Source organism: Flagellimonas okinawensis (assembly GCF_029194005.1).
Taxonomy (GTDB): domain Bacteria; phylum Bacteroidota; class Bacteroidia; order Flavobacteriales; family Flavobacteriaceae; genus Flagellimonas; species Flagellimonas okinawensis.
Genome location: NZ_JARFVA010000001.1, coordinates 777,533 through 802,919 on the forward strand (window position 1 = coordinate 777,533; position 25,387 = coordinate 802,919).

Consider the following 25,387-nt stretch of genomic DNA (forward strand, 5'->3'; position numbering starts at 1 on the left):
GACTTTTACTTTAGTGCATCTATGGCCAACTTAACGGAACCGTATTTTTTCAAAACCTTTTCCGCCTCGTCGTAACTAAGCCCAAGTTCTTCCACTATATAACGGGTTCCCCTATCTACCAATTTGGTATTGCTCAATTGCATGTTAACCATCTTGTTGCCCTTTACTCTTCCAATCCTGATCATTAATCCTGTGGAAATCATATTAAGCACCATTTTCTGACTTGTACCGCTTTTCATTCGAGTACTTCCTGTCAAAAACTCGGGCCCCACATTCACTGCAATCGGGATATCCGTAGATTGGGCTAATGGCGAACCAGGGTTATTTGTAATTCCCACCGTAAGGATGCCATGGTTCTTGGCATCGGCCACCCCGCCCAAAACATAAGGTGTTGTGCCAGAAGCGGCGATACCGACCAAAACATCGTTTTCATTGATATCGTATTCCTTAAGATCTTTCCAAGCTTGTGCAGTATCATCTTCAGCAAACTCAACAGCCTTTCGAATGGCATGGTCACCGCCGGCAATAAGTCCGATTACCCTATCATAAGGCATTCCAAAAGTTGGAGGTATTTCAGAGGCATCCAAGATACCCAACCTACCGCTTGTTCCTGCACCTATATAAAAAAGTCTACCGCCTTTATCAAAACGTTTGGCCGTTTCATCTATCACCTTGGCTACTTGCGGCAAAACAAGCTCTACAGCATCTGCTACCTTTTTGTCCTCATTGTTTATATTGGCCACAATATCCAAAGTTCCCATTTCTTCCAATTGGTCATAATTAGAAGGTTCCTCGGTAATCTTAATGTGCTTTTCTACCACTATATTATAGTATTTGAATGTTCAAATTTTTAAATGCGTCTAGTTTTGCGTCCCACGGTTCCAATTCGGTGATCAATACATCCACTTCCTCCACGCCACATATCTTGTAACGCTGCATGGAACCTATTTTTTCAGATATACAGGGTGAAACCACTTTTCTGGAACTATGGATCATTGCCTTTTTCATCTGAACGATTTCCCAATCAAATTCAGTAAGTCCTTCCATCGGGTGGATGGAATTTGTTCCTAGAAAACAAATATCCACTTTTATTTCGGAGAGCATATTGATCGCACTCCCACCTACCGTAATCTGTGAATCTTTGGACAGACGCCCTCCAATAAATATGACTTCTATATTGCTCTTTCCCAATAACTGAACCGCAATAGGAAGACTCGGTGTAAAACAGGTCAACTTTAACTTTGGCGGAAGCATCCTAGCCAATTCCAAATTGGTCGTGCCTCCACTCAATAATATAACCTGTCCATCCTTTATAAGACCGAGCGCCTTTTCCGCAATTTGCGATTTTTTTTCGAGGGAATATATCTTTTTCCCTGTTGGGTTATAGTTATTGAACCCTAAAGAAACAGCTCCGCCATGCACCTTTTTTAAAAGCTTTGCATTGTGGAGTTCCTTAATATCCCTACGTATCGTATCTACAGACACATTGAGCTGATCAGCAATATCCGTCAACAGGATCCTATTATGGATACCCACCTCATTTAGAATAAATTGCTGCCTCTCTTCTTTTAACATAGGATGTGATAAAGTTAAATAAATACTAAAAACATCATCAATAACGGCAAAATACTGCAAAAATTTGCAGTTCTCAAGATATTTTTATCAAAAAAAGCATTTTATCGCATGATATGCAGTTTTTTGCATATATTTGGAATTAACTTTTCAGCATTTTGCTAGAATATTATTTATTTTCTTATGTACGAGCCTTATCAGGAAGAATTAAGATTTGAAAAAATCCACACGATTATCCATGGGGATTCAGATGCAGCTTCGCTATCGGTAGCAAATGAAATTGCTAGTTTGATCAAGCAAAAACAAGAACAGGGCACAAAAGCTGTTCTAGGTTTGGCTACAGGTTCCACACCTGTAAAAGTTTATGACTACTTGGTTCAGTTCCACAAAGAAGGGAGACTGAGTTTTAAAAACGTGATCACCTTTAACTTGGACGAGTACTTCCCAATGGATGCAGACTCCATCCATAGTTATGTAAGGTTCATGAACGAACACCTTTTCGACCATATCGATATTGAGCCACACAATGTACATATCCCCGATGGAAGCCTTTCCATGGAAGAGGTAAGAAAGTACTGTGAGGATTATGAAGAGAAAATAAAGAATGTGGGCGGCATCGATATCCAAGTTTTGGGTATTGGTAGAACCGGACATATTGGTTTTAACGAACCAGGTTCCACATTGAACAGTAAAACAAGATTAATTCGCTTGGACAGGGTCACAAGGCTCGATGCTGCAAGTGATTTCTTTGGTGAAGAAAATGTCCCTAAAAGAGCCATCACCATGGGGGTGGGCACCATTATGAGTGCACGAAAAATCATCTTGATGGCTTGGGGCGAAGGAAAATCCAGCATAATCCAACAAGCCGTTGAAGGAGAGATAAAGGAATCTGTTCCCGCAACATTCCTTCAGCATCACGAAAACTGTGACTTTGTATTGGATGAGGCCGCAGCTTCTTCCCTAACAAGAATTAAGACGCCTTGGTTGGCCACAGAATGTGATTGGGATGATAAGCTCATAAAGACCGCCACAATTTGGTTGTCCGAAAAGTTGGGCAAAGCCATTTTAAAGCTGACCAACGAAGATTACAACGAATATGGTATGGGTAATTTGATTGCGGAGATTGGTTCTGCAGAACAAATCAACCTTAAAGTATTTAATCAGCTACAGCACACCATTACAGGCTGGCCAGGAGGGAAACCCAATGCGGACGACAGCCAAAGACCTGAAAGGGCCGAGCCATTTCCAAAGACTTCATTGATCTTTAGCCCACATCCAGATGATGATGTTATTTCCATGGGAGGAACATTGTTGCGCCTGGTGGACCAAGGACACGACGTGCATGTAGCGTACCAAACATCCGGTAACATTGCCGTTTTTGATGACGAAGTAATCCGTTTCTTGGATTTTGCCACAGATGTGCAAAAAGACAATAAGGACCTTCAAAAGAAATTCAAAGATGTTCGCGAATTCATCGCCAACAAAAAACCAGGAGAGCTGGACAGTCCCGAAGTCCAAGAATTTAAAGGACTTATAAGGAAAGGTGAAGCCTTGGCAGCTTGCAGGTACTGTGGTGTACCAGAAGAAAATGCCCACTTCCAAAACCTTCCGTTTTACGAAACAGGAGCTGTAAGGAAAAAACCTCTCTCCGATGAGGATGTGCAGATTACCTATGATTTGCTGAACAAATTAAAACCGCATCAAATTTTTGCTGCAGGAGATTTGTCCGACCCGCACGGCACACACAGGGTATGTCTGCAAATCATCTTCAAAGCATTGGAAAAACTCAAGGAAGATAGAGTTGAATGGATCAGAAACTGTTATGTATGGCTTTACCGCGGTGCTTGGCAAGAATGGGATATCGCTGACATGGAAATGGCCGTGCCAATTGGCCCAAAAGATATGACCAGAAAAATCAACGCCATTTTCAAGCACCAGTCCCAAAAGGACAGTGCCATGTTCCCAGGTAACGATGAAAGGGAATTTTGGCAACGTGCCGAACAAAGAAACAAGGATACCGCTAACAGATACAACGAACTCGGAATGGCAGAATACGAAGCTATGGAAGGCTTTGTGCGCTATCATTTTTAAAAATAACGCTTATACAAACTACTCGTTAAACTAAACTCAATTAAACTACTCATTTTTATGCGAAAACTTCATGATTATTTAGGATTGAAGTTCCGATTGGTGCTATTTGCGCTCATGGTTTCGACGCTTTCCGCGTTTGGACAGAGCCAGTACACTTTTTCCGGGACTGTTACAGAGGCCGGCACCAACCTTCCGTTGGCAGGTGCATCTGTATTTATTGAAAACACATCATTTGGAACTGTATCCGATTTTGATGGGAACTACAGCTTCACTGCCACATTGGAATCAGGAGAGCATACCTTGGTATTCAGTTCACTAGGGTTTACATCTCAAAGAATTTCAATTACAGCAGGTGGAAGCCTTACCATTACCAATGACATTTCCCTAGCAGAAGACCTTTTGAGCTTGGACGAGGTAATTGTTACCGGATCTGGAGCAGGTGTTAACAAAAGAACACTTGGTAATGCGATATCTTCGGTAAAAGCAGAAGAGCTTACCGATAATGGTGCCACACAAATCGACCAGGCCATTGCAGGTAAAATTACCGGTGCTTTGGTTCAGCAAAACTCAGGTGACCCTGCAGGTGGTATCAGTATACGTTTAAGGGGACCAAGTACCATTGCAGGTAACTCGGACCCACTATACATTGTCGATGGAATTATCATCAGTAACTCCAGTAACGAGTTGGTGGACCTTGGTGGTAATGCGCAAAACAGGTTAGCGGACATTAACCCTAACGATATTGAAAAAATCGAGGTAATCAAAGGTGCCGCTGCAGCAGCTATCTATGGATCGCGAGCCAGTAATGGTGTAGTACAGATCTTTACCAAACAAGGTAGAAGCGGTGATCCTAAATTTACTTTCATGACCAATGTTAGGGTCAACGAACTAAGAAAGGAAATTGATTATAATACCGTTCCATTGGCTTGGGAAGTTCCTGGTGACAGAACCAATTTGGATACCTATGAAGTTGAGCGATACAATCTGCAAGATGCTTTCTTTGACACTGGATTTGGTGTAGAAAACTACCTTTCCATGACAGGTGGCTCAGAAAACACTTCTTATTATTTATCCGCTTCTCATTTAGATAATGAAGGTATTGTAGAGAACACCAATTTCAAAAGATATGGATTCAAGGCCAACTTGACCCAAAAAGCTTTCGATTGGTTGGATATTACAGGTGGATTCAACTATGTGCGCAGTGTAAGTAAGGACGTACCCAATGGTGGTATCAACAACGCTTACGGTGCTATTACAGGTTTTGTTTTTAGTGACAACTCCATAGATCCATCACCAGATGAATCCGGTGTTTTCCCTGTAACCTCTCCAGCAGTACCAAGAACAAACCCAGCAGAAGCTGTATCTCGTTTCGATTTTGGACAAAAAACCAATCGTTTTATCACCAGCATCGCTTTGGACGCCAATTTCAACAAACATTTGAGTGCAAAGTATACATTGGGTATGGATTATTACAACCAATCTGCTACAGCTTACATACCGATTGGAAACACATCACCAAACCCTGATGGATATGCAAGAAGAGCCGATTTGAACAATTTCCAGTACAACTCGGACCTTAACGTAACATATAGAACCGACCTTACTGATGCAATTAGATCAACCTCTACCCTAGGTGGGTCTTGGCAATATGAAGAGCGTGATCGTGTTGGTATCAACGCAACCGGACTTCCTCCAGTGGTACAGACCGCAACAGGAGGTAGTATTTTGGAACAAGGTGAAACAAGGTCCAGAATATCTTACTGGGGAGCATTTTTCCAACAATCGTTCTCTTTGAACGATAAAATTTATGTAAACGGTGCTGTACGTTTGGACGGTGCATCTACCTTCGGTGAAGATGAGCGTAACCAGCTATACTTTAAGGCCAGTGGATCTTATGTGATTTCCGATGAAGATTTCTGGAAAGATACATTTGGAGGCACTTTTAACCTATTCAAAGTAAGGGCTTCATGGGGACAAGCCGGAAACTTGACCGCTTTGGGTGCATTTGACAGATTCTCTGTATACAACCCATCCGCATTGACCGGTTCAGTTAGTCTTATACCATCTACCGCTCAAGGTAACGAAGACCTTAAACCAGAAAGACAGGACGAAGTTGAACTAGGTTTTGACGCAGGACTGTTCGAAAACAGATTAGGTATCGAGTTTTCTTACTACAAGCAAAAAGTAACAGACCTTTTATTACCTAGAGTATTGGGCCCATCCAGTGGATTCGGTTCAAGATTTGAAAACGTAGGAAACTTGGAAAATACAGGGGTAGAAGTTCTTTTGAAAGGTGCCCCGATAAGAACTCCCGATTTTAATTGGGATGTTACAGCTACATTCTCAACCAACAAAAACGAGGTAACCAGTGTAGCAGGAGGTGGTCGATTGACATTGGCCGGAAGTTTCTCTACCAACTATGTGATCGAAGGTGAGCCACTTGGGGTGTTCTATCGTCAATTCTATGCAAGAAATGAAGATGGATCTATCGCATTGGATGAAAACGGTTACCCATATAGAGGTACTACTGAAGATGGTGAAGCCTCTAAAGTAATCGGAGATCCAAACCCAGATTGGTTCGGTTCCTTGATCAACGAGTTTACATACAAAGATTTTGGACTTAGAGTGCAGTTTGATGCCGTACAAGGGTACGATGTATTCAACTGGAACAGAAGGTTGTTGGACAACGTAGTGTTCGGTGGCGGATACAATGTTGGACAAGAATTATTGGGCAACCGTCCTAAAGGTTATGGTAGTGCCCAGGCCAATATTTTCGAAGAATTTGTAGAGGACGGTTCCTTTGTAAAACTTAGGGAAGTAGCATTGAGCTATAACCTTAAACCAAGTTGGGAATATATCGATAACATCAAGTTCACCTTGGTGGGTAGAAACCTATTCTCTTGGGACGATTACTCAGGATGGGATCCAGAAGTTAGTGCTGCCGGACAAAGTAACGGTGTGCGTGGATTTGATTTTGCAACGGTGCCGATTCCAAGAACGTATCAGTTAGGCGTTAACGTAAGCTTCTAATCTTAAAAAAATTGACAATGAAATTTTACAGATATAACACATATAAGCTGATGTTCTTGCTAACTACCGTATTGGCATTTACATCTTGCGAAACAGACTTTGAAAACCCGAATGCTGCAACAAGCGATCAGGTATTCTCCTCAAGGGAAGGTATCTTGGCAGCTACCATCGGTATGCAGGAACTATATTCCACATCCGGGGTTCGCTATATTGTTGAAACCCCCGCTATCACAACAAGAGAAGCGGGAATAACCACCACATTCCAAAACATGATCGATTTGGAAGACGGTGGGGACATTCCCAACACAAACTCCAATGTTGTGGGTCTATGGACTACTATGTTAAGGGTAATAGGTATTGCAGAAGATATTTCTGCAAATGCTGCCACCATTGATATTGATCCAGGAACTCAAAGTGGTTTGATTGCTTATGCAAACCTTTATCATGCAATGAGTATTGGTGCCATGGCACAAAACTATGAGCAAGTAATTGTAGCAACATCAGAGGATAATCCTCCTTTTGTTTCAAGAATCGAAGGATTCAATACCGCAATTACTTTGTTGAACGAAGCCAAGAACACCATTACTGCAAATCCCATTTCAGCAGAATTTGAAACAGAGGTTTTGCGAGGTGAAATCGATTTGGAAAACACCATTGATGCCATGTTGGCGAGGTTTAACCTGTATGCTGGAAATTATGATGCAGCCATTGCTGCGGCTTCGGAAGTAGACCAAACTTCCACTTCAGTTTTCACATACGATTCCCAAAACCTTAACCCGGTTTGGAGCAGGGTTTACCAAAATGGAACACCAAACTTTAAGCCAAGGGACAATTTTGGTCTTCCAGAGAGCTTTGTAATCGATGAGAATGACGGAAGGGTTGAATTCTACTTGATTCCATTGGATGAATTGAACCTTAACCAACTCCCCATTGAAGACTTGGCCGGTTTCTTCCAAACTGAATCATCAGAAATACCATTGTATTTGCCAGATGAAATGAACTTGATCATTGCTGAGGCGAACCTAAGGAGCGCCTCACCAAACACTGGTGCTGCAGTAACTGCATTGAATTTGGTACTTACCGATACAGATGATGCTTTTGGAGTAAACGCGAACCTTCCTGCATATGCCGGGGATACCTCTGTAGATGCTTTGTTGGACGAAGTTTATAAAAACAGAAGGATTGAATTGTTCTTGACTGGTTCAAGCTTAGAGGACAGTAGAAGGTTTGGCAGACCCGAACCTACTCCAACCGTTCAAAATTTCGAGGAAGAACGCAACAGAAACTTCTATCCTTACCCTAACACGGAAAGAGATAACAATACAAACACACCGGCTGACCCAGCCATTTAAAAGATAATGTTTTTAAGTTGTTAGTTGTTTAATTAATCTTGAAAAGGCCTACATTTAGTGCATACGTAGGCCTTTTTTTTATCCTATATATGCGTCGATTTTTATACATATTGCCCTTACTTTTTATATGTGCTTGCGCAACAGTAAAAGCGCCTGAAAAAGAGTTTCGGGGCGTGTGGATAGCTACAGTGGCCAATATCGATTGGCCCAAACATCCGAATGACGATGTTTCCAAGAAAAAAAAGGACTTCATCGATATCCTTGATTTCTATCAGAATATGAATTTCAATGCGGCCATCGTACAGGTACGCACCGCAGGAGACGCCCTCTACCCGACCGATTTGGCACCTTGGTCCAGATATTTGACCGGAAAAGAAGGTACTGCCCCAGAAGGATTCGACGAACCATTGAAATGGATGATCAATGAAACCCATGCCCGTGGCATGGAATTCCACGCTTGGCTCAACCCATATAGAGCAACAGTTAGCTTGGATACTTCATTACTTTCCCAGAAACACGATTATTACCAACACCCCGATTGGATCATACAATACGGGAAAAAGAATTATTACAATCCCGGACTACCAGCAGTCAGGGAAAAATTCAACAAAATTATAGAAGAGTTGGTCACCACTTATGAGGTGGATGCCATACATTTTGATGACTACTTCTACCCCTACAAAGTAGAGGGGGAAACTTTTGATGATGCAGCAACCTATGCAAAATATGGATTACCAGAACAATCCTTGGAAGATTGGCGACGAAGCAATGTGGACTCGCTGGTACAAAATGTGCATCGGACCATAAAAATGAATAAACCATGGGTCCAATTTGGAATCAGTCCTTTTGGAGTCTGGAAAAATAAAAGCACCGACCCCACAGGTTCCGATACCAAAGCGGGACAAACCACCTTTGAAGACCTCTTTGCCGACCCCGTACTTTGGGTGCAGGAAGGCTGGCTGGATTATTTGGCCCCTCAAGTCTATTGGAGCATGGATTACCCCGTGGCTTCCCATAAGATCATAACATCGTGGTGGGACCAGCACACACCAAACACCAATCTGTACATCGGAAACGGTACCTACAAAATTAAAAACAATGCCGACAAGGCTTGGGACAAAAAAAATGAGATTCCAAAACAGTTGAACCTTGCCCGGGAGTTGGACCACATTAATGGAAATATCTTCTTTAGTGCAAAATCGTTGATAGGACAACATGAAAAAGTAAATGAAAAGCTTCAAAAAAAGTTTTATCTTTTGCCTTCCGAAAACCCTGGACCACTCAACAAAGTTGTACGTGAGGTTCAATTACCGGCCATCAAATCAGTTCAGTTGGACCAACAAGCTTTGACCATCTGTATCGATCACACCGATAATGTCCCTAGATTTCTCAACCTTTATATTTACCAAAAAGGCAATCATCAACTCATTGGAAAACAATATCTTTCGGAGAGTGCCATGGAAGGATGTTTTCAATTTCAACTCACTAAAAAACAGTTAAGACGCAATATTCAAATCAATATTAGTGACGCATATGGCAACCAAAGTGCCATGCTGCCATTAAAACTAAAATAGAACCTTATGCAGGACATGCTCGTGCGACTTTTGGACTTACCGGATATCTCAGGAGAGGAGAAAAACCTATTCGAGAAAGACGGCATCGTCTTTAAAAGGCCCATTACGCCAGAAAAAAGTATTGTGGTGGACTGGGTTGCCAAGCATTTCAGTAAGAATTGGGCCGATGAGGCTGCAGCTGCCTTTACATCGCTTCCTGTTAACTGTTATATCGCTCAGCGAGAACAAGAGATTCTTGGTTTTGCCTGTTTTGAAAGTACTGCAAAAAACTTTTTTGGTCCCACTGGGGTTGTCAGTACGGAAAGAGGAAAAAATATCGGGAAAGTCCTTTTGGTAAAATCATTGCTGGCTCTAAAAGAAATGGGATATGCCTACGCCATTATCGGCGGGGTTGGACCTATTTCCTACTACGAACAAACAGTAGATGCAAAAATCATTGATAAATCGGAAAAAAGCATTTATCAGAACCTTTTAAAACAATCCAAATGAGTGTAGCCCCAAAAGACAAGAATGCATGGCTGTGGATCCCCTTTTTATATTTCACGCAAGGTATCCCGTACATTCTTGTGGTGACCGTTTCCGTGATAATGTACAAACGATTGGGAATAGGCAATGCCGAAATTGGGCTGTATACGAGCTGGCTATATTTACCTTGGGTTATAAAACCACTATGGAGCCCTATCGTAGATCTTAATGGCACCAAAAGAAAATGGTTTTTAGGAATGCAATTACTCATTTCAATGGCATTCTTGGGCATAGGACTTTTTCTGCCATCAAACTCCTTCTTTATCATCACATTGGCATTCTTTTGGATGGCGGCCTTCGCCTCGGCAACCAATGATATCGCATCGGACGGCTACTATATGATTGGTCTCACTCAAAAGAAACAATCCTTTTTTATTGGATTGCGCAGTACATTTTACCGATTGGCCATGGTTACCGGCCAAGGTCTACTGGTGATTTTTGCAGGGTACCTCGAAAACCAGTATGGCGACAATACCAAAGCGTGGTCCGTTACCATGATTAGTGCGGCTGTTTTAATGATTGTTCTTACCGTTTCCAACTTTTTTACCGCACCAAAATTTGAAGAAACCACAACTGAACCCAAGGAAAAACCCGCTGGATTCTTTGAAGTATTCGCCACCTTTTTCAAAAAACATCAAATAGGGATTGCTTTGCTATTTATCCTAACGTATCGATTGGGGGAATCCCAATTGGTAAAAATGGCATCACCTTTTTTACTGGATGATTTGGAGGTGGGCGGATTGGCCTACTCCACCGAAGCAGTGGGAACCATTTACGGTACGGTCGGCATCATTATGCTATCTCTTGGCGGTATCCTTGGTGGTATCCTAATTTCACGCGACGGACTTAAAAAATGGATGCTTCCCATGTTATTGTCCCTTAATTTGCCCAACGCACTTTATGCGATTTTGGCCATAACACAGACCACAAGTCTGTATGCCGTGGTAGGCACTGTTGTTCTTGAACAATTTGGATACGGATTCGGTTTTGCTGCATTTATGATGTATTTGATCTATGTGGCAGAAGGGGCTTCCAAAACATCACATTACGCCATTGCCACTGGTTTTATGGCTTTGGGCATGATGCTGCCCGGTATGTTGAGCGGTTATATTCAGGAATGGCTGGGGTACGATGGTTTTTTCATCTGGGTGGTCATTGCCGCCCTACCCGCATTTTTTGCATTACGCTATTTAAAATATCCAGCGGATTACGGTAAAAAAACGGCAGAAACCAATGACTAAAACGCAACCAACCTATACACTTCCGACCGTAACATTGACCTTATCTCAAAAAGTAGGTCAGTTGTTTATGCCCGCGGTTTTCATCAACGACACCGAAGAGGAGGTGCAGAAAATGGAAAAGCTCATAAAGGAATACCATGTGGGTTCCGTATGCTTTTTCCATAGCAGGGCCAGTGCTGCCACCAACTTTGAAGGCAAGAAAAAGATTGTACACAACGAGAAGAGCTACGACCGTTTATTGGAACTTATCAATCGTTATCAAAAAGCGGCAACAGTGCCTTTATTAATTGCAATAGATGCCGAATGGGGCCTTGCCATGCGGATTGAAAACACCCCGCAATATCCTTATGCCATCACCTTGGGCGCTTTGACCAATAATTATAATCTTATCCGAAAAGTTGGCGAAGCCATAGGAAATGATTGTAAGGCAGCTGGGGCACAATGGAACTTGGCTCCCGTAGTGGACATCAACAACAACCCGGAAAATCCTGTAATCGGCTATCGCTCTTTTGGGGATGATAAAAACAGTGTTCACGAAAAATCAGCCGCTTTTATCAAGGGAATGACCTCGAGCGGAACACTAAATTCCATTAAACATTTTCCCGGCCATGGCGATACGGCAACCGACTCCCATTTGGGGCTGCCAGTGATTGATAAATCCATGGAGGAACTCATGGAGAATGAACTATACCCATTCAAAAAATTGATTGAATCCGGTATTGATTCAGTAATGGTAGGCCATTTGCTATTGCCACAATTAGATGAAGAACACCCCTCCACCACCTCATCCAAAATAATATCGGACTTACTTAGAAAGCAATTGGGTTTTGATGGCGTGGTAATTTCTGATGCACTTAATATGCATGCTGTATCCAAAAAACATCCTGAAAAAGGGAAGTTGGAGAATGCAGCCTTCTTGGCAGGAATGGATGTGCTTTGCTTTAGTGAGCACGTGGTTGAAGGTATTGATGAAATCATGAAGAATGCCTCCGAAGAGCGAATCAATGAAAGCTTTGAGAGAGTTTGGCACCTAAAAAAGAAGTCTTTTGAACAAGACACTGAAGCAAAAAGTTCAAGCTCACCGTATGAATTAAATCGAGAGATTGCAGAGCATGTAATCACGGAATTATATGGGAATCCTTCTGAAGTAAATAACATTAAATCATCTGATTTCCTTAATATTTCTGTAAGCTCCGGAAAGACTAATTCCTTTGCACAAGAAATCCAATCGCACTTTGGCTCAGAGATTATAGATTTAGAAAACCTATCCGGCGACAATAAGGAGCAAATTGTTTTGAGCATCTTCCCTCCTGCCGTAAAACCGAAGGATCAATTCGGTTTTGACAGTGACACCTTAGCAAGGCTGCATGAAGTTATCGAAAAACACGCCCCACTGATTTACTTGTTTGGAAATCCATATGTTCTGGACATTTTACAGCTCAAACCCAATTCCAATGTGGTCTTGGTCTATCAAGAATTCCCTGCTTTTCAAGATGTTGCTTTCAAACATTTTTTGGGAGAAAATAAAGGAAAAGGAAAGCTACCTATTCAACTGAAAACTTTTGGCAATGAGCGATGAGATAAGATCATCTTGGAATAAAAATGCTGAAGAATGGGTTAAAATCATCCAAAATGATGGTATTCCTTCAAGAAAATTTACCAATCCGGCCATTTTAGAGGAAATCAAAGAATTGAAAGGAAGTACCATTGCCGATATCGGTTGCGGAGAAGGCTGGTTAACTCGCGAGATGGAAAAACTTGGTTGGAAGGCTATAGGTTTGGATGCCACTGTGGATTTAATCAAAGACGCACGTCAAAGAAGCGACCAGACCTTTGAAGTATTCACTTTTGAAGACATCATCAAAGGGGAAAAGATGCGGAATGCACCTTTTGATGCCGCCATTTTTAATTTCTGTCTGTATGTAAAAAATGGCTTGATCGAATTGTTGTCAAACACTTTAAAGCAGTTAAGCCCAAAGGGAAGCTTGGTGATTCAAACACTTCACCCCTACTTTCTTTTGCAAAACAATTTACCTTATAAGAGTCAGTGGATTTCCGACTCTTGGAAAGGGTTGCCAGGCAATTTTACGGACGGACACTCGTGGTACGCCCGGACCATGGAAGATTGGGTCCAAGAACTCAATCAAATTGAACACATTGAATTCAATATCAAGGAAGTCTTGAACGATGATGACAAACCGATTTCCCTGATTATAAAAATCAACAAGATATGAGGACTTATAAAGTTATGGGACTGATGTCGGGAACCTCTTTGGACGGATTGGACATCGCCTATTACCATATTTGGGAGGAAGATGGAAAATGGAACTTTTCTATAAAAAAAACGGCAGAAATCGATTACTCCGATGAGATGCGGGAATACCTCAAAAATGCGATTCATCTTTCCGAAGAAGACCATGAGCAACTGCACAAAGATTATGGTATTTGGTTGGGACAACAATCCAAATTATTCATTGACGAATTGGACGAAGAAGTTGATTTTATTGCCAGTCACGGGCATACCTCCCACCATAGACCCGATGAGGGGGTTACATTTCAATTGGGGGATGGACAACTTTTGGCAAACACTTCGGGAAAACAAGTAGTCTGTGATTTTAGGTCTAAGGACGTGTCCCTAAAAGGACAAGGAGCACCTTTGGTTCCCATTGGAGATAAGTTGCTGTTCCATGAATATGATTTTTGCCTAAATCTAGGCGGTATAAGTAATATTTCTTTCGATAAAAATGGCGAACGTATTGCCTACGATATTGGTTTGGCGAACATGCCACTAAACTATATCACCCATAAAATAGGGTTATCCTATGACGAAAATGGAAAGATGGCAAGATCAGGGAAACTGGACCACGCACTGCTTCAAAAACTGAACAGTTTACCATATTACGCTCTACCCTATCCAAAATCCACAGGGTACGAATGGTTCTCTTCTGAAATAATGCCCTTAATAGAGGGGTCCAAACTTTCAAATGAGGATTTATTGCACACCTTCATCCATCATAATTGTGAGCAAATTGCATTTGCCGCACTAAAGCATAAAAAGAATGGAAAATCCAATAGTAAACTATTGGCAACCGGTGGTGGTGCACTCAATCAATTTTTTATGGACACGCTCCAAAGTAAGTTGGGAAACAGCATTGAGGTGGTGGTTCCCAATAAAACGCTGATCGCATACAAGGAAGCATTGGTTTTTGCGTTAATGGGGGTACTCCGCTTGGAGGGAAATACTAATGTACTCAAATCGGTTACCGGGGCCACCGCAGATTCTTGTAGTGGGGAAGTGTTTTTTCCCAAAGATTTGGTTTAGGAAGCAGCGATTCGTTTCCGTTTGGGCAAATGGGTCAAAAGGAACAGCGCCAAGGCGACCATACCACAAATGGCCAAACCTGCAAAAAGAGGCCAAACACTATCCTTTACAAAATCACCGATAAATGTAGCGATGGGTATGGAAAGTACCGTTGATACAAATCCATTTATCGCGGCACCAATTCCCGCAATATGACCAATCGGCTCCATAGCAATGGAACGGAAATTACCCCACATAAACCCAAGGCAAAAGAATTGAACGGATAAAAACCCGACCAAAACATAAATGTTTGGATTAGGTGAATTCAGGAAAACTATGGAATAGGTCAAGGCGACAGCACAAAAAACAATGGTCGCCATTAATGACAATCTACGCATACCAAAACGCATCACCAAAGTTCCGTTCATAAAGGTGGACAATCCAATGGAAACCGCCAGACCGGCAAAAATATATGGGAAGATTTCCTTCAGGGCATATTGATCTTCAAAAATATGCTGTGCCGAACTTAAATACACCAAAAATGCTCCTGTGACCAATCCTGAAATCAAGGTAAAGGCGATGGTTTCCCGATATTTAATAAATTCTTTGACCCCATCTACAAAAACATGACTGGAAAATGGAATTTTATACTCAGGGTGAAGTGTCTCCGGCTGTCGTTTCCAAAACCAAAGCGCCACCACTAACACAAAAAACATCTGCACATAAAATATTCCTTGCCATCCCGATGCATCCAATATCAATTTTCCAATGGCAGGAGCCACAACTGGTACCAAAATGAAAAATGCGGTAACAAACGACATGATCTTTGCCATATAATCACCTTCGTAAGAATCGCGTATAATGGAAATGGAAATGGTTCGAGGTGCGGACAAGCCGATACCCTGCAAAATTCGACCTACTACCATCACTTCTAGATTGGGAGCAAACAAGCAAATAATACTTGCAAGCAAAAAGATGGAAAAACCGATATAAACCACTGGCTTTCTACCAAAACTGTCCGAAATAGGACCAAAAAACAACTGGCCTACACCCAATCCCAAGAAAATCATGGTAACCAATAACTGATTATCCGTTGGGTCCGTGCTATTTATCGCTTCCCCAATATTGGAAATTGCAGGTAAGATCGCATCAATGGCCAATGCCACGATTGACATTAATGCCGCCATCATGGCCACAAACTCAAAGTTCGGTTTTTGTTGTTGTTTTTGCATCGGGCAAAATTAGGCATCCCCATTGGATCGGTAAAGCTTTTAAGAAAGGTTTAATGATATAGAAACATTTCCATCGTTGTAGTAAAATCAAAAAAGGGAATTTCCAATATTTTACCTCCATCCATAATCCCGATCCTAAAGGAAATTAAGATTGTAAACCCTATATTTAAGAATAAATAGAAAGATATGGGACGATTGAAAGTATTGGTAGTTGGTTGCGGGAATATGGGAACATCGCATGCTCGTGCCTATCATCAACTGGAAGGTTTTGAAATTGTTGGATTGGTGAGTCGGGGAGCAAAAAGCCGGGAACGACTTTCCAAGGAATTAAATGGTGTTCAGACTTTTTCAGATTACACCAAAGCTCTCAACAGTACAAAACCCGATGTAGTGTCCATTAATACTTACCCAGATACACATTATAATTACGTAAAAACTGCCTTGGAGGCCAACGCACATGTTTTTGTGGAAAAACCATTGGCATTGACCGTTGAGGAGGCACAAATATTGGTTGACCTAGCACAAAAGCAACAACGTAAAATGGTGGTGGGCTATATATTGAGAGTTCATCCCACATGGGCAAAATTCACCGAAATGGCCCAAACATTGGGAAAACCTTTGGTGATGCGCATGAACTTAAATCAACAAAGTTCGGGAGAGCATTGGTATACCCATAAACAGTTAATGAATTCCATGTCGCCCATAGTGGATTGTGGCGTACATTATGTAGATGTGATGTGTTCGATGACACGTTCCAAACCCATTAGTGTTTCAGCGATAGGAGCCCATTTATCGGATGAAATTGCCACTGATATGTACAATTATGGTCAATTACAGGTACGGTTTGAAGATGGTTCCGTTGGCTGGTACGAAGCTGGTTGGGGCCCCATGATGAGCGAAACCGCTTTTTTTATAAAGGATGTCATTGGTCCAAAGGGCTGTGTATCCATCAGCGACGAGGATAAAGGAGCTTCGGATGATGTTGAAGGGCACTCCAAAACAGGAAGCTTGAAACTGCACCACAGCGAATTGGACGCCGATGGGCATTTTACAAAAATGGATGAAATCATCAGTACTGCTGATGAACCCGACCATGATGGACTTTGCCTATTGGAGCAGGAATACCTACTGGATGCCATAATTAACGACAGGGACCTGACCAATCACTTGAATGACGCCATCAACAGCTTAAAAATTGTTCTTGCCGCTGATGAATCCGTAAAAACGGGGAAAACCGTGATCTTGTAGGCAGAGTGACAACCCTTTGACCATTGACCCTTTACTCCTTATCCATCAACCTTACAATGGAATGTTCCCGTGTTTTTTCCAAGGGGTCTGCACCTCTTTGTTCTCCAGCATAGCGAATGTCTTCAGCAATTTACGTCTGGTATCCTTTGGCATAATCACCTCATCAATAAAACCACGTTTGGCGGCACGGTACGGATTGGCAAACTTATCGGCGTACTCAGCTTCCTTTTCTTTCAATTTGGCTTCTGGGTTCTCGGATGCAGCAATTTCACGTCTAAAAATAATCTCACTGGCACCTTTTGCACCCATAACGGCAATCTCTGCACTTGGCCAAGCAAAGTTGAAATCGGCCCCAATATGCTTGGAGTTCATCACATCATAAGCACCACCATAGGCTTTTCGGGTAATCACGGTAACCCTTGGTACGGTAGCTTCACTCAAGGCATAGAGTAATTTTGCCCCGTGCATAATAATACCGCTCCACTCTTGATCGGTTCCAGGCAAAAATCCGGGCACATCGACCAAAACAAGCAAAGGAATATTGAAAGAATCACAAAAACGGGTAAATCGGGCCGCCTTGGTGGAACTATTTACATCCAAGACCCCTGCCAAGAACATCGGTTGATTGGCAATGATACCGATACTTCTTCCACCCAAACGGGCAAAACCAGTGATGATGTTTTCGGCATAATCCTTATGGATTTCGTAAAAGGAATCCGTATCGATAATGCCACTGATTACATCGTGCATATCGTAAGGCTTATTGGGATTGTCGGGCACAATACCGGACAATTCTTCCCTTGTTTCATCACCTAGCTCATAAGGTAATAGCGGAGTTGTTTCTTTATTATTCTGAGGTAGATAGTCCAGTAAGTTTCGAATATCGTTCAAACAAGCGGCATCATTTGTAGAGGTTTTATGAGCCACACCGGATTTTGCGGCATGGGTACTCGCCCCTCCTAGCTCCTCGGAGGTTACATTTTCGTTGGTCACTGTTTTTACCACATTGGGACCGGTCACGAACATATAACTGGTTTCTTCTACCATAACTATAAAATCGGTCATGGCAGGGGAATATACCGCCCCACCTGCACAAGGACCCATAATGGCAGAAATCTGGGGAATTACACCAGATGCCTGTACATTGCGATAGAAAATATCGGCATAGCCACCAAGCGATTTCACCCCTTCTTGGATACGAGCACCACCCGAATCGTTGAGTCCGATAACCGGGGCCCCAACTTTCATGGCCAGATCCATTACCTTACAGATTTTTTCTGCATGGGTTTCTGACAAGGCACCGCCAAATACGGTAAAATCCTGGGCATAAACGTACACCAATCTCCCGTTCACCGTTCCATAACCCGTAACCACGCCATCGCCATAGTACATTTCTTTGTCCATACCAAAATCCGTGGTACGGTGGGTCACTAAAATGCCCATTTCTTCAAAAGAACCTTCATCCAAGAAATAAAGAACCCTTTCACGAGCCGTTAGCTTTTTCTTCTGATGTTGTTTTTCTATACGTTTTTGGCCACCACCCAAATGGGCTTCGGCTATTTTTTCCTGAAGTACTTTTATTTTGGGATCCATAGGATTCAATTTGAAGGTAATCTTACTATTTTTTTGTCTTCCAGATATTGATAAAGGGCAATCATCGCAGCAACTTCGGCTTCGTCCGCCGTTTGTTCCTTGATTTTCTCCGGAGAATAATAATTTTTAACGAAGTGGGTATCAAAATTTCCTGAGCGGAAAGCTTCGTGTGCAAAAACAAAGCTTCCAAACGGCAAGGTGGTCTGGACTCCTTTTACTTTGTAATTTTGAATGGCTTCCAACATCAGCTCAATGGCTTCTTCGCGAGTTTTTCCATAGGCAATGAGCTTGGACAACATGGGGTCGTAATAGATGGGAATATCCATACCTTCCCTAAAACCATTATCTACGCGAATGCCTTCGCCGACCGGTAATTGGTAGGTCTCCAAATTGCCCACACTGGGCAAGAAGTCGTTCAATGGATCTTCGGCATATACCCGAAGCTCTACTGCATGGCCATGGATGGTAAGGTCTTCCTGCTTCATGGGAAGTTTTTCTCCCCTCGCCACTTTTATCTGTAGTTCCACCAAGTCGACTCCTGTGATCAACTCCGTCACAGGATGTTCCACTTGGAGACGGGTATTCATTTCCAAAAAATAGAAATTATGGTCTGCATCCATCAAAAATTCTACCGTACCTGCTCCAATGTAATCACAGGACTTGGCCACTTTGCAAGCAGCAATACCCATTTCCTCCCGCAATTCCGGGGTTAAAATAGAAGATGGTGCCTCTTCCACCACTTTTTGGTGTCGACGTTGCACACTACATTCCCTTTCAAAAAAATGAAGCACGTTGCCATGGGTGTCCGCCATCACCTGCACTTCGATGTGCCTTGGCGATTTCACATATTTTTCCACAAAAACGGAACCATCTCCAAAGGCGGAAGTCGCCTCACTAATGGCTCGCTTCATGCCGGATTCCAAATCTTCTTCCTTTTCTACGATGCGCATACCCTTTCCTCCACCACCGGCAGAGGCCTTGATGAGGATGGGATAACCCACTTCATTGGCTATTTCGTGGGCCTTTGCAACATCGGTAATGGCCTCATCGATACCTGGCACCATTGGAATGTCATAAGCTTTTACAGCTTCCTTCGCAGCCAATTTGCTTCCCATGATCTTGATTGCCTTGGATTTTGGTCCAATAAAGGTGATTCCGCTTTTTTCCACTGCTTCAGCAAAATCTGCGTTTTCACTCAAAAAACCATACCCCGGATGTATACCATCTACTTGAAGTTCCTTGGCCACTTCAATAATTTTATCGCCTCGTAGATACGATTTATTGGAGGGCGCCTCACCGATACAAACTGCTTCATCTGCAAATTGCACGTGCGGGGCATTCCTGTCGGCTTCCGAGAAAACGGCAACCGTTTTAATGCCCATTTTTTTTACGGTCTTCATTACCCTAACCGCAATTTCGCCACGATTGGCGATCAATATTTTTTTCATGATGTTTTATTGAAATTCAATCAACAATTGTTTCTTGTCAACAGCATCTCCTTTGGACACACTTATTTTTTTGATTACTCCAGTACGTGGGGAGGTGATAATGTTTTCCATCTTCATGGCTTCCAAAATCAATAATTGGTCCTCTTCGTTGACCTCTTGTCCTTCTTCCACCAGAATATCCAAAATCAATCCCGGCATGGGTGCGGAGATGGAATCAACATTTTTACCTGCATTCACGGCAAACCCCATTTTTTGGATGAGTTCATCCAACGGAGTGTGTATCGAGGTTAAATATTCACTACCATTTATACTTATGGTATATTTTCCCTGATTAAAATCGGAATCGACGATTTTGATGTGGTAAGAGGCACCATCTTTTAACAAATGGTATGATCCCTCACCATTTTTTATTAAATCCAACGAAGAAATAGTGTCCTTGGAAAGTTTAAGGTCAAAGTCTTCACCGACCTTGACGGAATACGAATTATCCATAAAAGAATTTTCCATTGGTTAGCTTGATAAAGATAAGGTTAATGCTTTAGAAATCACACAAAGCTATACCATTTAAGCAGGATTAATTATGACAATGATCATTATATTCTTTAATATTAAACACTAATTATGTTGCATTGTAGATAGGCGGGAGATATAATCATTTGTTTATTTTTGATGCCAAAATTTGAACTATGCTGATCTTAGGGATTGCCGGTGGTACAGGATGCGGAAAAACAACGGTGGTAAACCAGATCGTGGAGCAATTGCCCACGGACGAAGTGGGCGTAATTTCCCAAGATTCCTACTATAACGATCTTTCCCACATGAGCAAAGAGGAAAGAGCGAAGGTGAATTTCGACCATCCGAACTCAATAGACTTTGATCTTTTGATTTCCCATATCGATTTGTTGAAACAAGGTAAAACTATAGACACTCCCATATATTCCTTTGTGGAGGAGACTCGGATGAAAGAGACCATTCCGACCCCGCCAAGAAAGGTAATGATCGTTGAAGGGATATTGGTATTGAGCAACCCTATTTTAAGGAACATGTTCGATATAAAAATATTTGTACATGCAGATTCGGACGAACGTTTGATAAGAAGACTGCAACGCGACACCCAAGAAAGGGGACACGATTTAAAAAAGGTGCTCACTAGATACCAAACAGCGGTTAAACCAATGCACCTTCAATTTATTGAGCCATCGAAAGAGTTTGCGGATATCATTATCCCGAACAACCACTACAACACAGTGGCAGTAGATATTGTTAGGACCATTATCAACAACAAACTTTCGTAATATGGGCTTGAAGGAATTGAGAAAAAAGAAATGGTTTAAGATCATGACGAACACCTACATATTGGTGCTCACCATCTTTGTGATTTGGATGGCTTTTTTTGATACAAATTCCCTAATGATCCATTTGGAGCTGGAAAGCGAGATCGATAAACTGGAAAAAGAAAAAGAATTTCTTAAAAGTGAGATATCCAAGGACAAGGAAATTTTGAAAAAAATGTCCGATGAAAAGGAACTTGAAAAACTTGCCCGAGAAAAATATTACATGAAAAAAGACAATGAAGAAATATTCCTGATTGAATATGAAGATAGTCTAAAGAACAAGCAAGATGAAAAACACTAACCTATTTAAAGAATTTCCCGAGGTTTCCGCCAAACAATGGAAACAAAAGATCCAGGTAGACCTAAAAGGTGCTGATTATAACGAAGCCTTGGTTTGGGAATCTTTGGAAGGCATTAATGTTAAGCCTTTTTACAACGAGGAAGATCTGGAGAACATCCCCACTTTTTCTTTGCCTCAAGACCATAATTGGTCCATTGGACAAAGCATTTATGTAAATGACGAAAAAAAGTCCAACACCAAAGCACTTGAAATCCTTGAAAAAGGTGTTGAAAGCTTGATTTTGAACATACCAAACGAGGCTACGGACTTTGAAGCCCTGCTAGCAGATTTAGACCTGGAGGAAGTTGAACTCTACTTTTATTTTGAGTTCTTGAGCTTGGAACCCATCAAAAAATTGGTAACCTACCTTAAAGGCAAAAAAGCAAAAGCCCATTTGAACATTGATATTATTGGACATTTAACCAAAGATGGCAATTGGTATCACAATCTAGAAAAAGATCACGAACTGTTCACTGATTTGGTTGTGCTTGGGACACCCGATATTTCTGTTATAGGGGTAGATATGTTACACTATCAGAATGCTGGCGCCAATATGGTGCAGCAATTGGCCTATGCGTTGGCCCATGCCAACGAGTACATCAACCATGTTGTCACTTCAAGCGCAGTCGAAAAATCTTTCCCAATTACCTTTACAGTAGGTGTGGGTAGCAATTATTTCTTTGAAATAGCCAAACTCAAGGCCTTACGATGGCTTTGGAAAAGTCTTGTTGCCGAATACGGAATACAAAGCGAATGCAATATCTTAGCTATTCCTTCCAAACGCAATAAGACCCTGTACGATTACAATGTAAATATGCTCCGAACCACCTCCGAGTGTATGTCAGCAGTATTGGGAGGAGCGGACACTGTCTGCAATCTGCCTTACGATGCCATTTACCATAAGAATAATGAATTCGGCGAGCGTATTGCCCGTAACCAACTGCTTCTATTAAAAGAGGAAGGCTATTTTACCGATGCTTCGCAAATTTCCGATGGCGCTTACTATACGGAATCGCTTACCAATCAATTGGCTGAAAAGGCCTTGACCTTGTTCAAGCATTTGGAAAAGACCGGTGGATTCTTGGAAGGACTTAAAAAAGGAACTGTCCAACAAAAAATAAAGGAAAGTGCCCAAAAAGAACAACAACTTTTTGATGAAGGAAAAATAGTTTCATTGGGCACCAATAAATATCAAAATCCACAAGATCGGATGAAGGATGATATGGAACTCTACCCCTTTGTAAAAACCAAGGCGCGAAAAACCATCATTGAGCCTATTATCGAAAAAAGATTGGCCGAAGCATCTGAACAAAAAAGATTGAACGATGAGTAGAAAAGACCTTCAACAATTAGAATTGACCAATGGGTCGAGCAAAGTTGAGACCCAAAAATTCGGACATGAAAATTTTGCAGCAGGAATTGAACCTTTTCTTCGTGGCCCCTACTCGACCATGTATGTTCGCAGACCATGGACGATTCGCCAATATGCCGGATTTTCCACTGCGGAGGAAAGCAACGCATTTTATCGAAGAAACTTGGAAGCGGGGCAAAAAGGGCTTTCCGTAGCCTTTGACCTGCCCACCCACCGTGGTTACGATTCGGACAACGACCGGGTTGTAGGTGACGTTGGTAAGGCAGGAGTTGCAATAGATTCCATCGAAGACATGAAAATTTTGTTCAATGGCATTCCCTTGGACAAAATGTCCGTTTCCATGACCATGAATGGAGCCGTGATTCCGATTATGGCTTTTTATATTGTTGCAGGGCTGGAGCAAGGAGTGTCTATGGAGCAACTTTCCGGAACCATACAAAACGATATTCTAAAAGAGTTCATGGTTCGGAACACCTACATTTACCCACCTACTCCATCCATGAAGATAGTGGCGGATATTTTTGAGTTTACCAGTAAAAATATGCCACGGTTCAACAGTATTAGTATTTCCGGATACCATATGCACGAAGCCGGCGCCCCTGCATCCATGGAATTGGCCTATACGTTGGCGGATGGCATTGAATACATCAGAACTGGGATAAAGGCTGGACTTAAGATTGATGAATTTGCACCACGATTGTCCTTTTTCTGGGGTATCGGTATGAATCATTTTGCAGAGATCGCAAAAATGCGTGCCGGACGAATGCTTTGGGCCAAATTGGTGGAGCAATTCAACCCTTCCAACCCAAAATCCTCCATGTTACGCACCCATAGCCAAACCAGTGGATGGAGCTTAACGGAACAAGACCCGTTCAACAATGTGGCCAGAACCACTATTGAAGCCATGGCGGCCGCTTTTGGGGGAACGCAAAGTCTTCATACCAATGCCTTGGATGAAGCAATCGCTTTACCTACTGATTTCTCGGCGCGTATAGCCCGGAACACACAGATATATCTTCAACAAGAAACCCATATTACCAAAACGGTAGATCCGTGGGCCGGCAGCCACAAAGTGGAACAATTAACCCAAGAGATTGCCGAGAATGCCTGGAAGCTTATTCAGGAAGTGGAAAAGTTGGGCGGTATGACCAAAGCCATCGAAAAAGGGATTCCGAAAATGCGGATTGAAGAAGCCGCAGCCAAAAAACAAGCGCGTATCGATAGTGGTCAAGATGTTATCGTTGGTGTAAACAAATACAGGTTGGAGAACGAGGACGATCTTCAAATTCTGGAAGTGGACAATGCCAAAGTGCGCAAACAGCAAATGGCACGCCTCGATCAAATTCGCAGCACAAGGGACACGAAAGCTGTAGAAAATGCACTGGAAGCCATTAGAATTGCTTCCAAAAAGGCCATGGAAAATAATTCCGACCGCGGAAATTTATTAGCTTTAGCCGTAGAAGCAGCAAAAGAACGTGCTACACTTGGTGAAATCAGCGATGCCATGGAAAGTGCGTTTGGACGCTACAGAGCAAAAATCCAATCATTTACCGGAGTGTATTCCAAAGAAATCAAAAACGACGAGAGTTTTGAAAATGCCAGAAAGCTCGCAGATGCTTTTGCTGAGCAAGAAGGGCGTCGTCCACGTATTATGGTAGCAAAAATGGGGCAAGATGGTCATGACCGTGGGGCCAAAGTGGTTGCTACAGGGTATGCCGATCTAGGTTTCGACGTGGATATCGGACCCTTGTTCCAAACCCCTGCGGAAGTTGCCAAACAAGCCGTAGAAAACGATGTGCATATTTTGGGGATTTCTTCACTAGCGGGAGGGCACAAAACCTTAGTACCCGAAGTAGTCCAAGAACTTAAAAAATACGGACGGGAAGATATCATGGTCATTGTTGGAGGAGTAATCCCGAAGCAAGATTACAAGCATTTATTGGACAATGGTGCCGTAGCAGTATTTGGCCCAGGAACCAAAATAGCAGATGCGGCAACGGAAATACTGAATATCTTAATGGACTAAATTGGATAACACCTTAAGGAATACAACTTTAACTTTATTTAACGCAGAACGGCAGGTTTATTCACCCCCTGTTAACAAATTACATTTTATCGCATCCTAAATAATCGT

At 42.2% G+C, this 25,387-nt stretch carries 20 protein-coding genes; 14 read left to right on the top strand and 6 right to left on the bottom strand.

All coding sequences use genetic code 11. The features are described 5' to 3' along the window. Window positions 1-5 precede the first annotated feature (5 nt). Window positions 6-821 carry an N-acetylmuramic acid 6-phosphate etherase gene (murQ, locus tag PY091_RS03675; RefSeq protein WP_275648350.1) on the bottom strand — a complete coding sequence of 272 codons (816 nt, stop codon included), beginning with the start codon at window positions 819-821 and terminating at the stop codon, window positions 6-8. A 4-nt stretch (window positions 822-825) separates the two neighbouring features. Further along, a complete protein-coding gene (locus tag PY091_RS03680) occupies window positions 826-1,575 on the bottom strand; it encodes a DeoR/GlpR family DNA-binding transcription regulator (protein WP_275648351.1) in 750 nt (249 codons plus the stop codon). A 180-nt stretch (window positions 1,576-1,755) separates the two neighbouring features. On the opposite strand from PY091_RS03680, the gene nagB reads away from it, so the two are divergent. From nagB to PY091_RS03725, 9 genes are all read left to right on the top strand, one after another. Beyond that, on the top strand, window positions 1,756-3,663 hold the full coding sequence (gene nagB / locus PY091_RS03685; RefSeq protein WP_275648352.1) for a glucosamine-6-phosphate deaminase: 1,908 nt from the start codon (window positions 1,756-1,758) through the stop codon (window positions 3,661-3,663). A 57-nt stretch (window positions 3,664-3,720) separates the two neighbouring features. Continuing rightward, window positions 3,721-6,693, top strand: coding sequence for a SusC/RagA family TonB-linked outer membrane protein (locus tag PY091_RS03690; RefSeq protein ID WP_275648353.1), 2,973 nt, complete (start codon window positions 3,721-3,723; stop codon window positions 6,691-6,693). A gap of 17 nt (window positions 6,694-6,710) precedes the next feature. Next, a complete protein-coding gene (locus PY091_RS03695; protein ID WP_275648354.1) occupies window positions 6,711-8,045 on the top strand; it encodes a RagB/SusD family nutrient uptake outer membrane protein in 1,335 nt (444 codons plus the stop codon). Between the two features lie 89 nt (window positions 8,046-8,134). After that, window positions 8,135-9,619, top strand: a complete 1,485-nt coding sequence (locus PY091_RS03700) for a glycoside hydrolase family 10-like protein (protein ID WP_275648355.1) — start codon at window positions 8,135-8,137, stop codon at window positions 9,617-9,619. A 6-nt stretch (window positions 9,620-9,625) separates the two neighbouring features. Next, the gene (locus PY091_RS03705; protein WP_275648356.1) at window positions 9,626-10,108 is read left to right on the top strand and encodes a hypothetical protein; all 483 of its coding nucleotides are present in this window, start codon (window positions 9,626-9,628) and stop codon (window positions 10,106-10,108) included. Next, the gene (locus tag PY091_RS03710) at window positions 10,105-11,385 is read left to right on the top strand and encodes an MFS transporter (RefSeq protein ID WP_275648357.1); all 1,281 of its coding nucleotides are present in this window, start codon (window positions 10,105-10,107) and stop codon (window positions 11,383-11,385) included. Before PY091_RS03705 ends, PY091_RS03710 begins: the two co-directional genes overlap by 4 nt. Next, window positions 11,378-12,964 (top strand): glycoside hydrolase family 3 protein, encoded by a 1,587-nt coding sequence (locus tag PY091_RS03715; RefSeq protein ID WP_275648358.1) that lies wholly within the window; start codon window positions 11,378-11,380, stop codon window positions 12,962-12,964. Before PY091_RS03710 ends, PY091_RS03715 begins: the two co-directional genes overlap by 8 nt. Then, the gene (locus tag PY091_RS03720; protein WP_275648359.1) at window positions 12,954-13,619 is read left to right on the top strand and encodes a class I SAM-dependent methyltransferase; all 666 of its coding nucleotides are present in this window, start codon (window positions 12,954-12,956) and stop codon (window positions 13,617-13,619) included. The genes PY091_RS03715 and PY091_RS03720 overlap by 11 nt, the downstream gene beginning before the upstream one ends. Beyond that, entirely contained in the window at window positions 13,616-14,707 is a 1,092-nt protein-coding gene (locus PY091_RS03725; RefSeq protein ID WP_275648360.1) for an anhydro-N-acetylmuramic acid kinase, read from the top strand. The genes PY091_RS03720 and PY091_RS03725 overlap by 4 nt, the downstream gene beginning before the upstream one ends. Here PY091_RS03725 and PY091_RS03730 read toward each other — a convergent pair. Beyond that, complete coding sequence (locus PY091_RS03730) at window positions 14,704-15,918, bottom strand: multidrug effflux MFS transporter (RefSeq protein ID WP_275648361.1); 1,215 nt, start codon at window positions 15,916-15,918, stop codon at window positions 14,704-14,706. The two genes, PY091_RS03725 and PY091_RS03730, sit on opposite strands and share 4 nt — an antisense overlap. 186 nt (window positions 15,919-16,104) lie before the next feature. Between PY091_RS03730 and PY091_RS03735 the strand changes: the two genes are divergently transcribed. Next, window positions 16,105-17,166, top strand: a complete 1,062-nt coding sequence (locus PY091_RS03735) for a Gfo/Idh/MocA family protein (RefSeq protein ID WP_275648362.1) — start codon at window positions 16,105-16,107, stop codon at window positions 17,164-17,166. Window positions 17,167-17,217: 51 nt separating this feature from the next. On the opposite strand, the gene PY091_RS03740 is transcribed toward PY091_RS03735, so the two are convergent. The 3 genes from PY091_RS03740 to PY091_RS03750 are packed head-to-tail and all read right to left on the bottom strand — an operon-like array spanning window position 17,218 to window position 20,714. After that, window positions 17,218-18,759, bottom strand: a complete 1,542-nt coding sequence (locus PY091_RS03740) for an acyl-CoA carboxylase subunit beta (protein ID WP_275648363.1) — start codon at window positions 18,757-18,759, stop codon at window positions 17,218-17,220. A 5-nt stretch (window positions 18,760-18,764) separates the two neighbouring features. After that, window positions 18,765-20,207 (bottom strand): acetyl-CoA carboxylase biotin carboxylase subunit, encoded by a 1,443-nt coding sequence (gene accC / locus PY091_RS03745; protein WP_275648364.1) that lies wholly within the window; start codon window positions 20,205-20,207, stop codon window positions 18,765-18,767. 6 nt (window positions 20,208-20,213) lie between these two features. Continuing rightward, complete coding sequence (locus PY091_RS03750) at window positions 20,214-20,714, bottom strand: acyl-CoA carboxylase biotin carboxyl carrier protein subunit (protein ID WP_275648365.1); 501 nt, start codon at window positions 20,712-20,714, stop codon at window positions 20,214-20,216. A gap of 179 nt (window positions 20,715-20,893) precedes the next feature. Between PY091_RS03750 and udk the strand changes: the two genes are divergently transcribed. The 4 genes from udk to scpA are packed head-to-tail and all read left to right on the top strand — an operon-like array spanning window position 20,894 to window position 25,279. Continuing rightward, complete coding sequence (gene udk / locus PY091_RS03755; RefSeq protein WP_275648366.1) at window positions 20,894-21,502, top strand: uridine kinase; 609 nt, start codon at window positions 20,894-20,896, stop codon at window positions 21,500-21,502. 1 nt (window position 21,503) lies between these two features. Then, window positions 21,504-21,842 carry an FtsB family cell division protein gene (locus PY091_RS03760; protein WP_275648367.1) on the top strand — a complete coding sequence of 113 codons (339 nt, stop codon included), beginning with the start codon at window positions 21,504-21,506 and terminating at the stop codon, window positions 21,840-21,842. Further along, window positions 21,829-23,214, top strand: coding sequence for a methylmalonyl-CoA mutase subunit beta (locus PY091_RS03765; RefSeq protein ID WP_275648368.1), 1,386 nt, complete (start codon window positions 21,829-21,831; stop codon window positions 23,212-23,214). Before PY091_RS03760 ends, PY091_RS03765 begins: the two co-directional genes overlap by 14 nt. Continuing rightward, entirely contained in the window at window positions 23,207-25,279 is a 2,073-nt protein-coding gene (gene scpA, locus PY091_RS03770) for a methylmalonyl-CoA mutase (protein WP_275648369.1), read from the top strand. Before PY091_RS03765 ends, scpA begins: the two co-directional genes overlap by 8 nt. Window positions 25,280-25,387: the final 108 nt, after the last annotated feature.

Coding starts and splice junctions, on each gene's coding strand:
- PY091_RS03680 (WP_275648351.1), bottom strand. CDS start 1,575: ATGTTAAAAGAAGAGAGGCAGCAATTTATTCTAAATGAGGTGGGTATC.
- nagB (WP_275648352.1), top strand. CDS start 1,756: ATGTACGAGCCTTATCAGGAAGAATTAAGATTTGAAAAAATCCACACG.
- PY091_RS03690 (WP_275648353.1), top strand. CDS start 3,721: ATGCGAAAACTTCATGATTATTTAGGATTGAAGTTCCGATTGGTGCTA.
- PY091_RS03695 (WP_275648354.1), top strand. CDS start 6,711: ATGAAATTTTACAGATATAACACATATAAGCTGATGTTCTTGCTAACT.
- PY091_RS03700 (WP_275648355.1), top strand. CDS start 8,135: ATGCGTCGATTTTTATACATATTGCCCTTACTTTTTATATGTGCTTGC.
- PY091_RS03705 (WP_275648356.1), top strand. CDS start 9,626: ATGCAGGACATGCTCGTGCGACTTTTGGACTTACCGGATATCTCAGGA.
- PY091_RS03710 (WP_275648357.1), top strand. CDS start 10,105: ATGAGTGTAGCCCCAAAAGACAAGAATGCATGGCTGTGGATCCCCTTT.
- PY091_RS03715 (WP_275648358.1), top strand. CDS start 11,378: ATGACTAAAACGCAACCAACCTATACACTTCCGACCGTAACATTGACC.
- PY091_RS03720 (WP_275648359.1), top strand. CDS start 12,954: ATGAGCGATGAGATAAGATCATCTTGGAATAAAAATGCTGAAGAATGG.
- PY091_RS03725 (WP_275648360.1), top strand. CDS start 13,616: ATGAGGACTTATAAAGTTATGGGACTGATGTCGGGAACCTCTTTGGAC.
- PY091_RS03730 (WP_275648361.1), bottom strand. CDS start 15,918: ATGCAAAAACAACAACAAAAACCGAACTTTGAGTTTGTGGCCATGATG.
- PY091_RS03735 (WP_275648362.1), top strand. CDS start 16,105: ATGGGACGATTGAAAGTATTGGTAGTTGGTTGCGGGAATATGGGAACA.
- PY091_RS03740 (WP_275648363.1), bottom strand. CDS start 18,759: ATGGATCCCAAAATAAAAGTACTTCAGGAAAAAATAGCCGAAGCCCAT.
- accC (WP_275648364.1), bottom strand. CDS start 20,207: ATGAAAAAAATATTGATCGCCAATCGTGGCGAAATTGCGGTTAGGGTA.
- PY091_RS03750 (WP_275648365.1), bottom strand. CDS start 20,714: ATGGAAAATTCTTTTATGGATAATTCGTATTCCGTCAAGGTCGGTGAA.
- udk (WP_275648366.1), top strand. CDS start 20,894: ATGCTGATCTTAGGGATTGCCGGTGGTACAGGATGCGGAAAAACAACG.
- PY091_RS03760 (WP_275648367.1), top strand. CDS start 21,504: ATGGGCTTGAAGGAATTGAGAAAAAAGAAATGGTTTAAGATCATGACG.
- PY091_RS03765 (WP_275648368.1), top strand. CDS start 21,829: ATGAAAAACACTAACCTATTTAAAGAATTTCCCGAGGTTTCCGCCAAA.
- scpA (WP_275648369.1), top strand. CDS start 23,207: ATGAGTAGAAAAGACCTTCAACAATTAGAATTGACCAATGGGTCGAGC.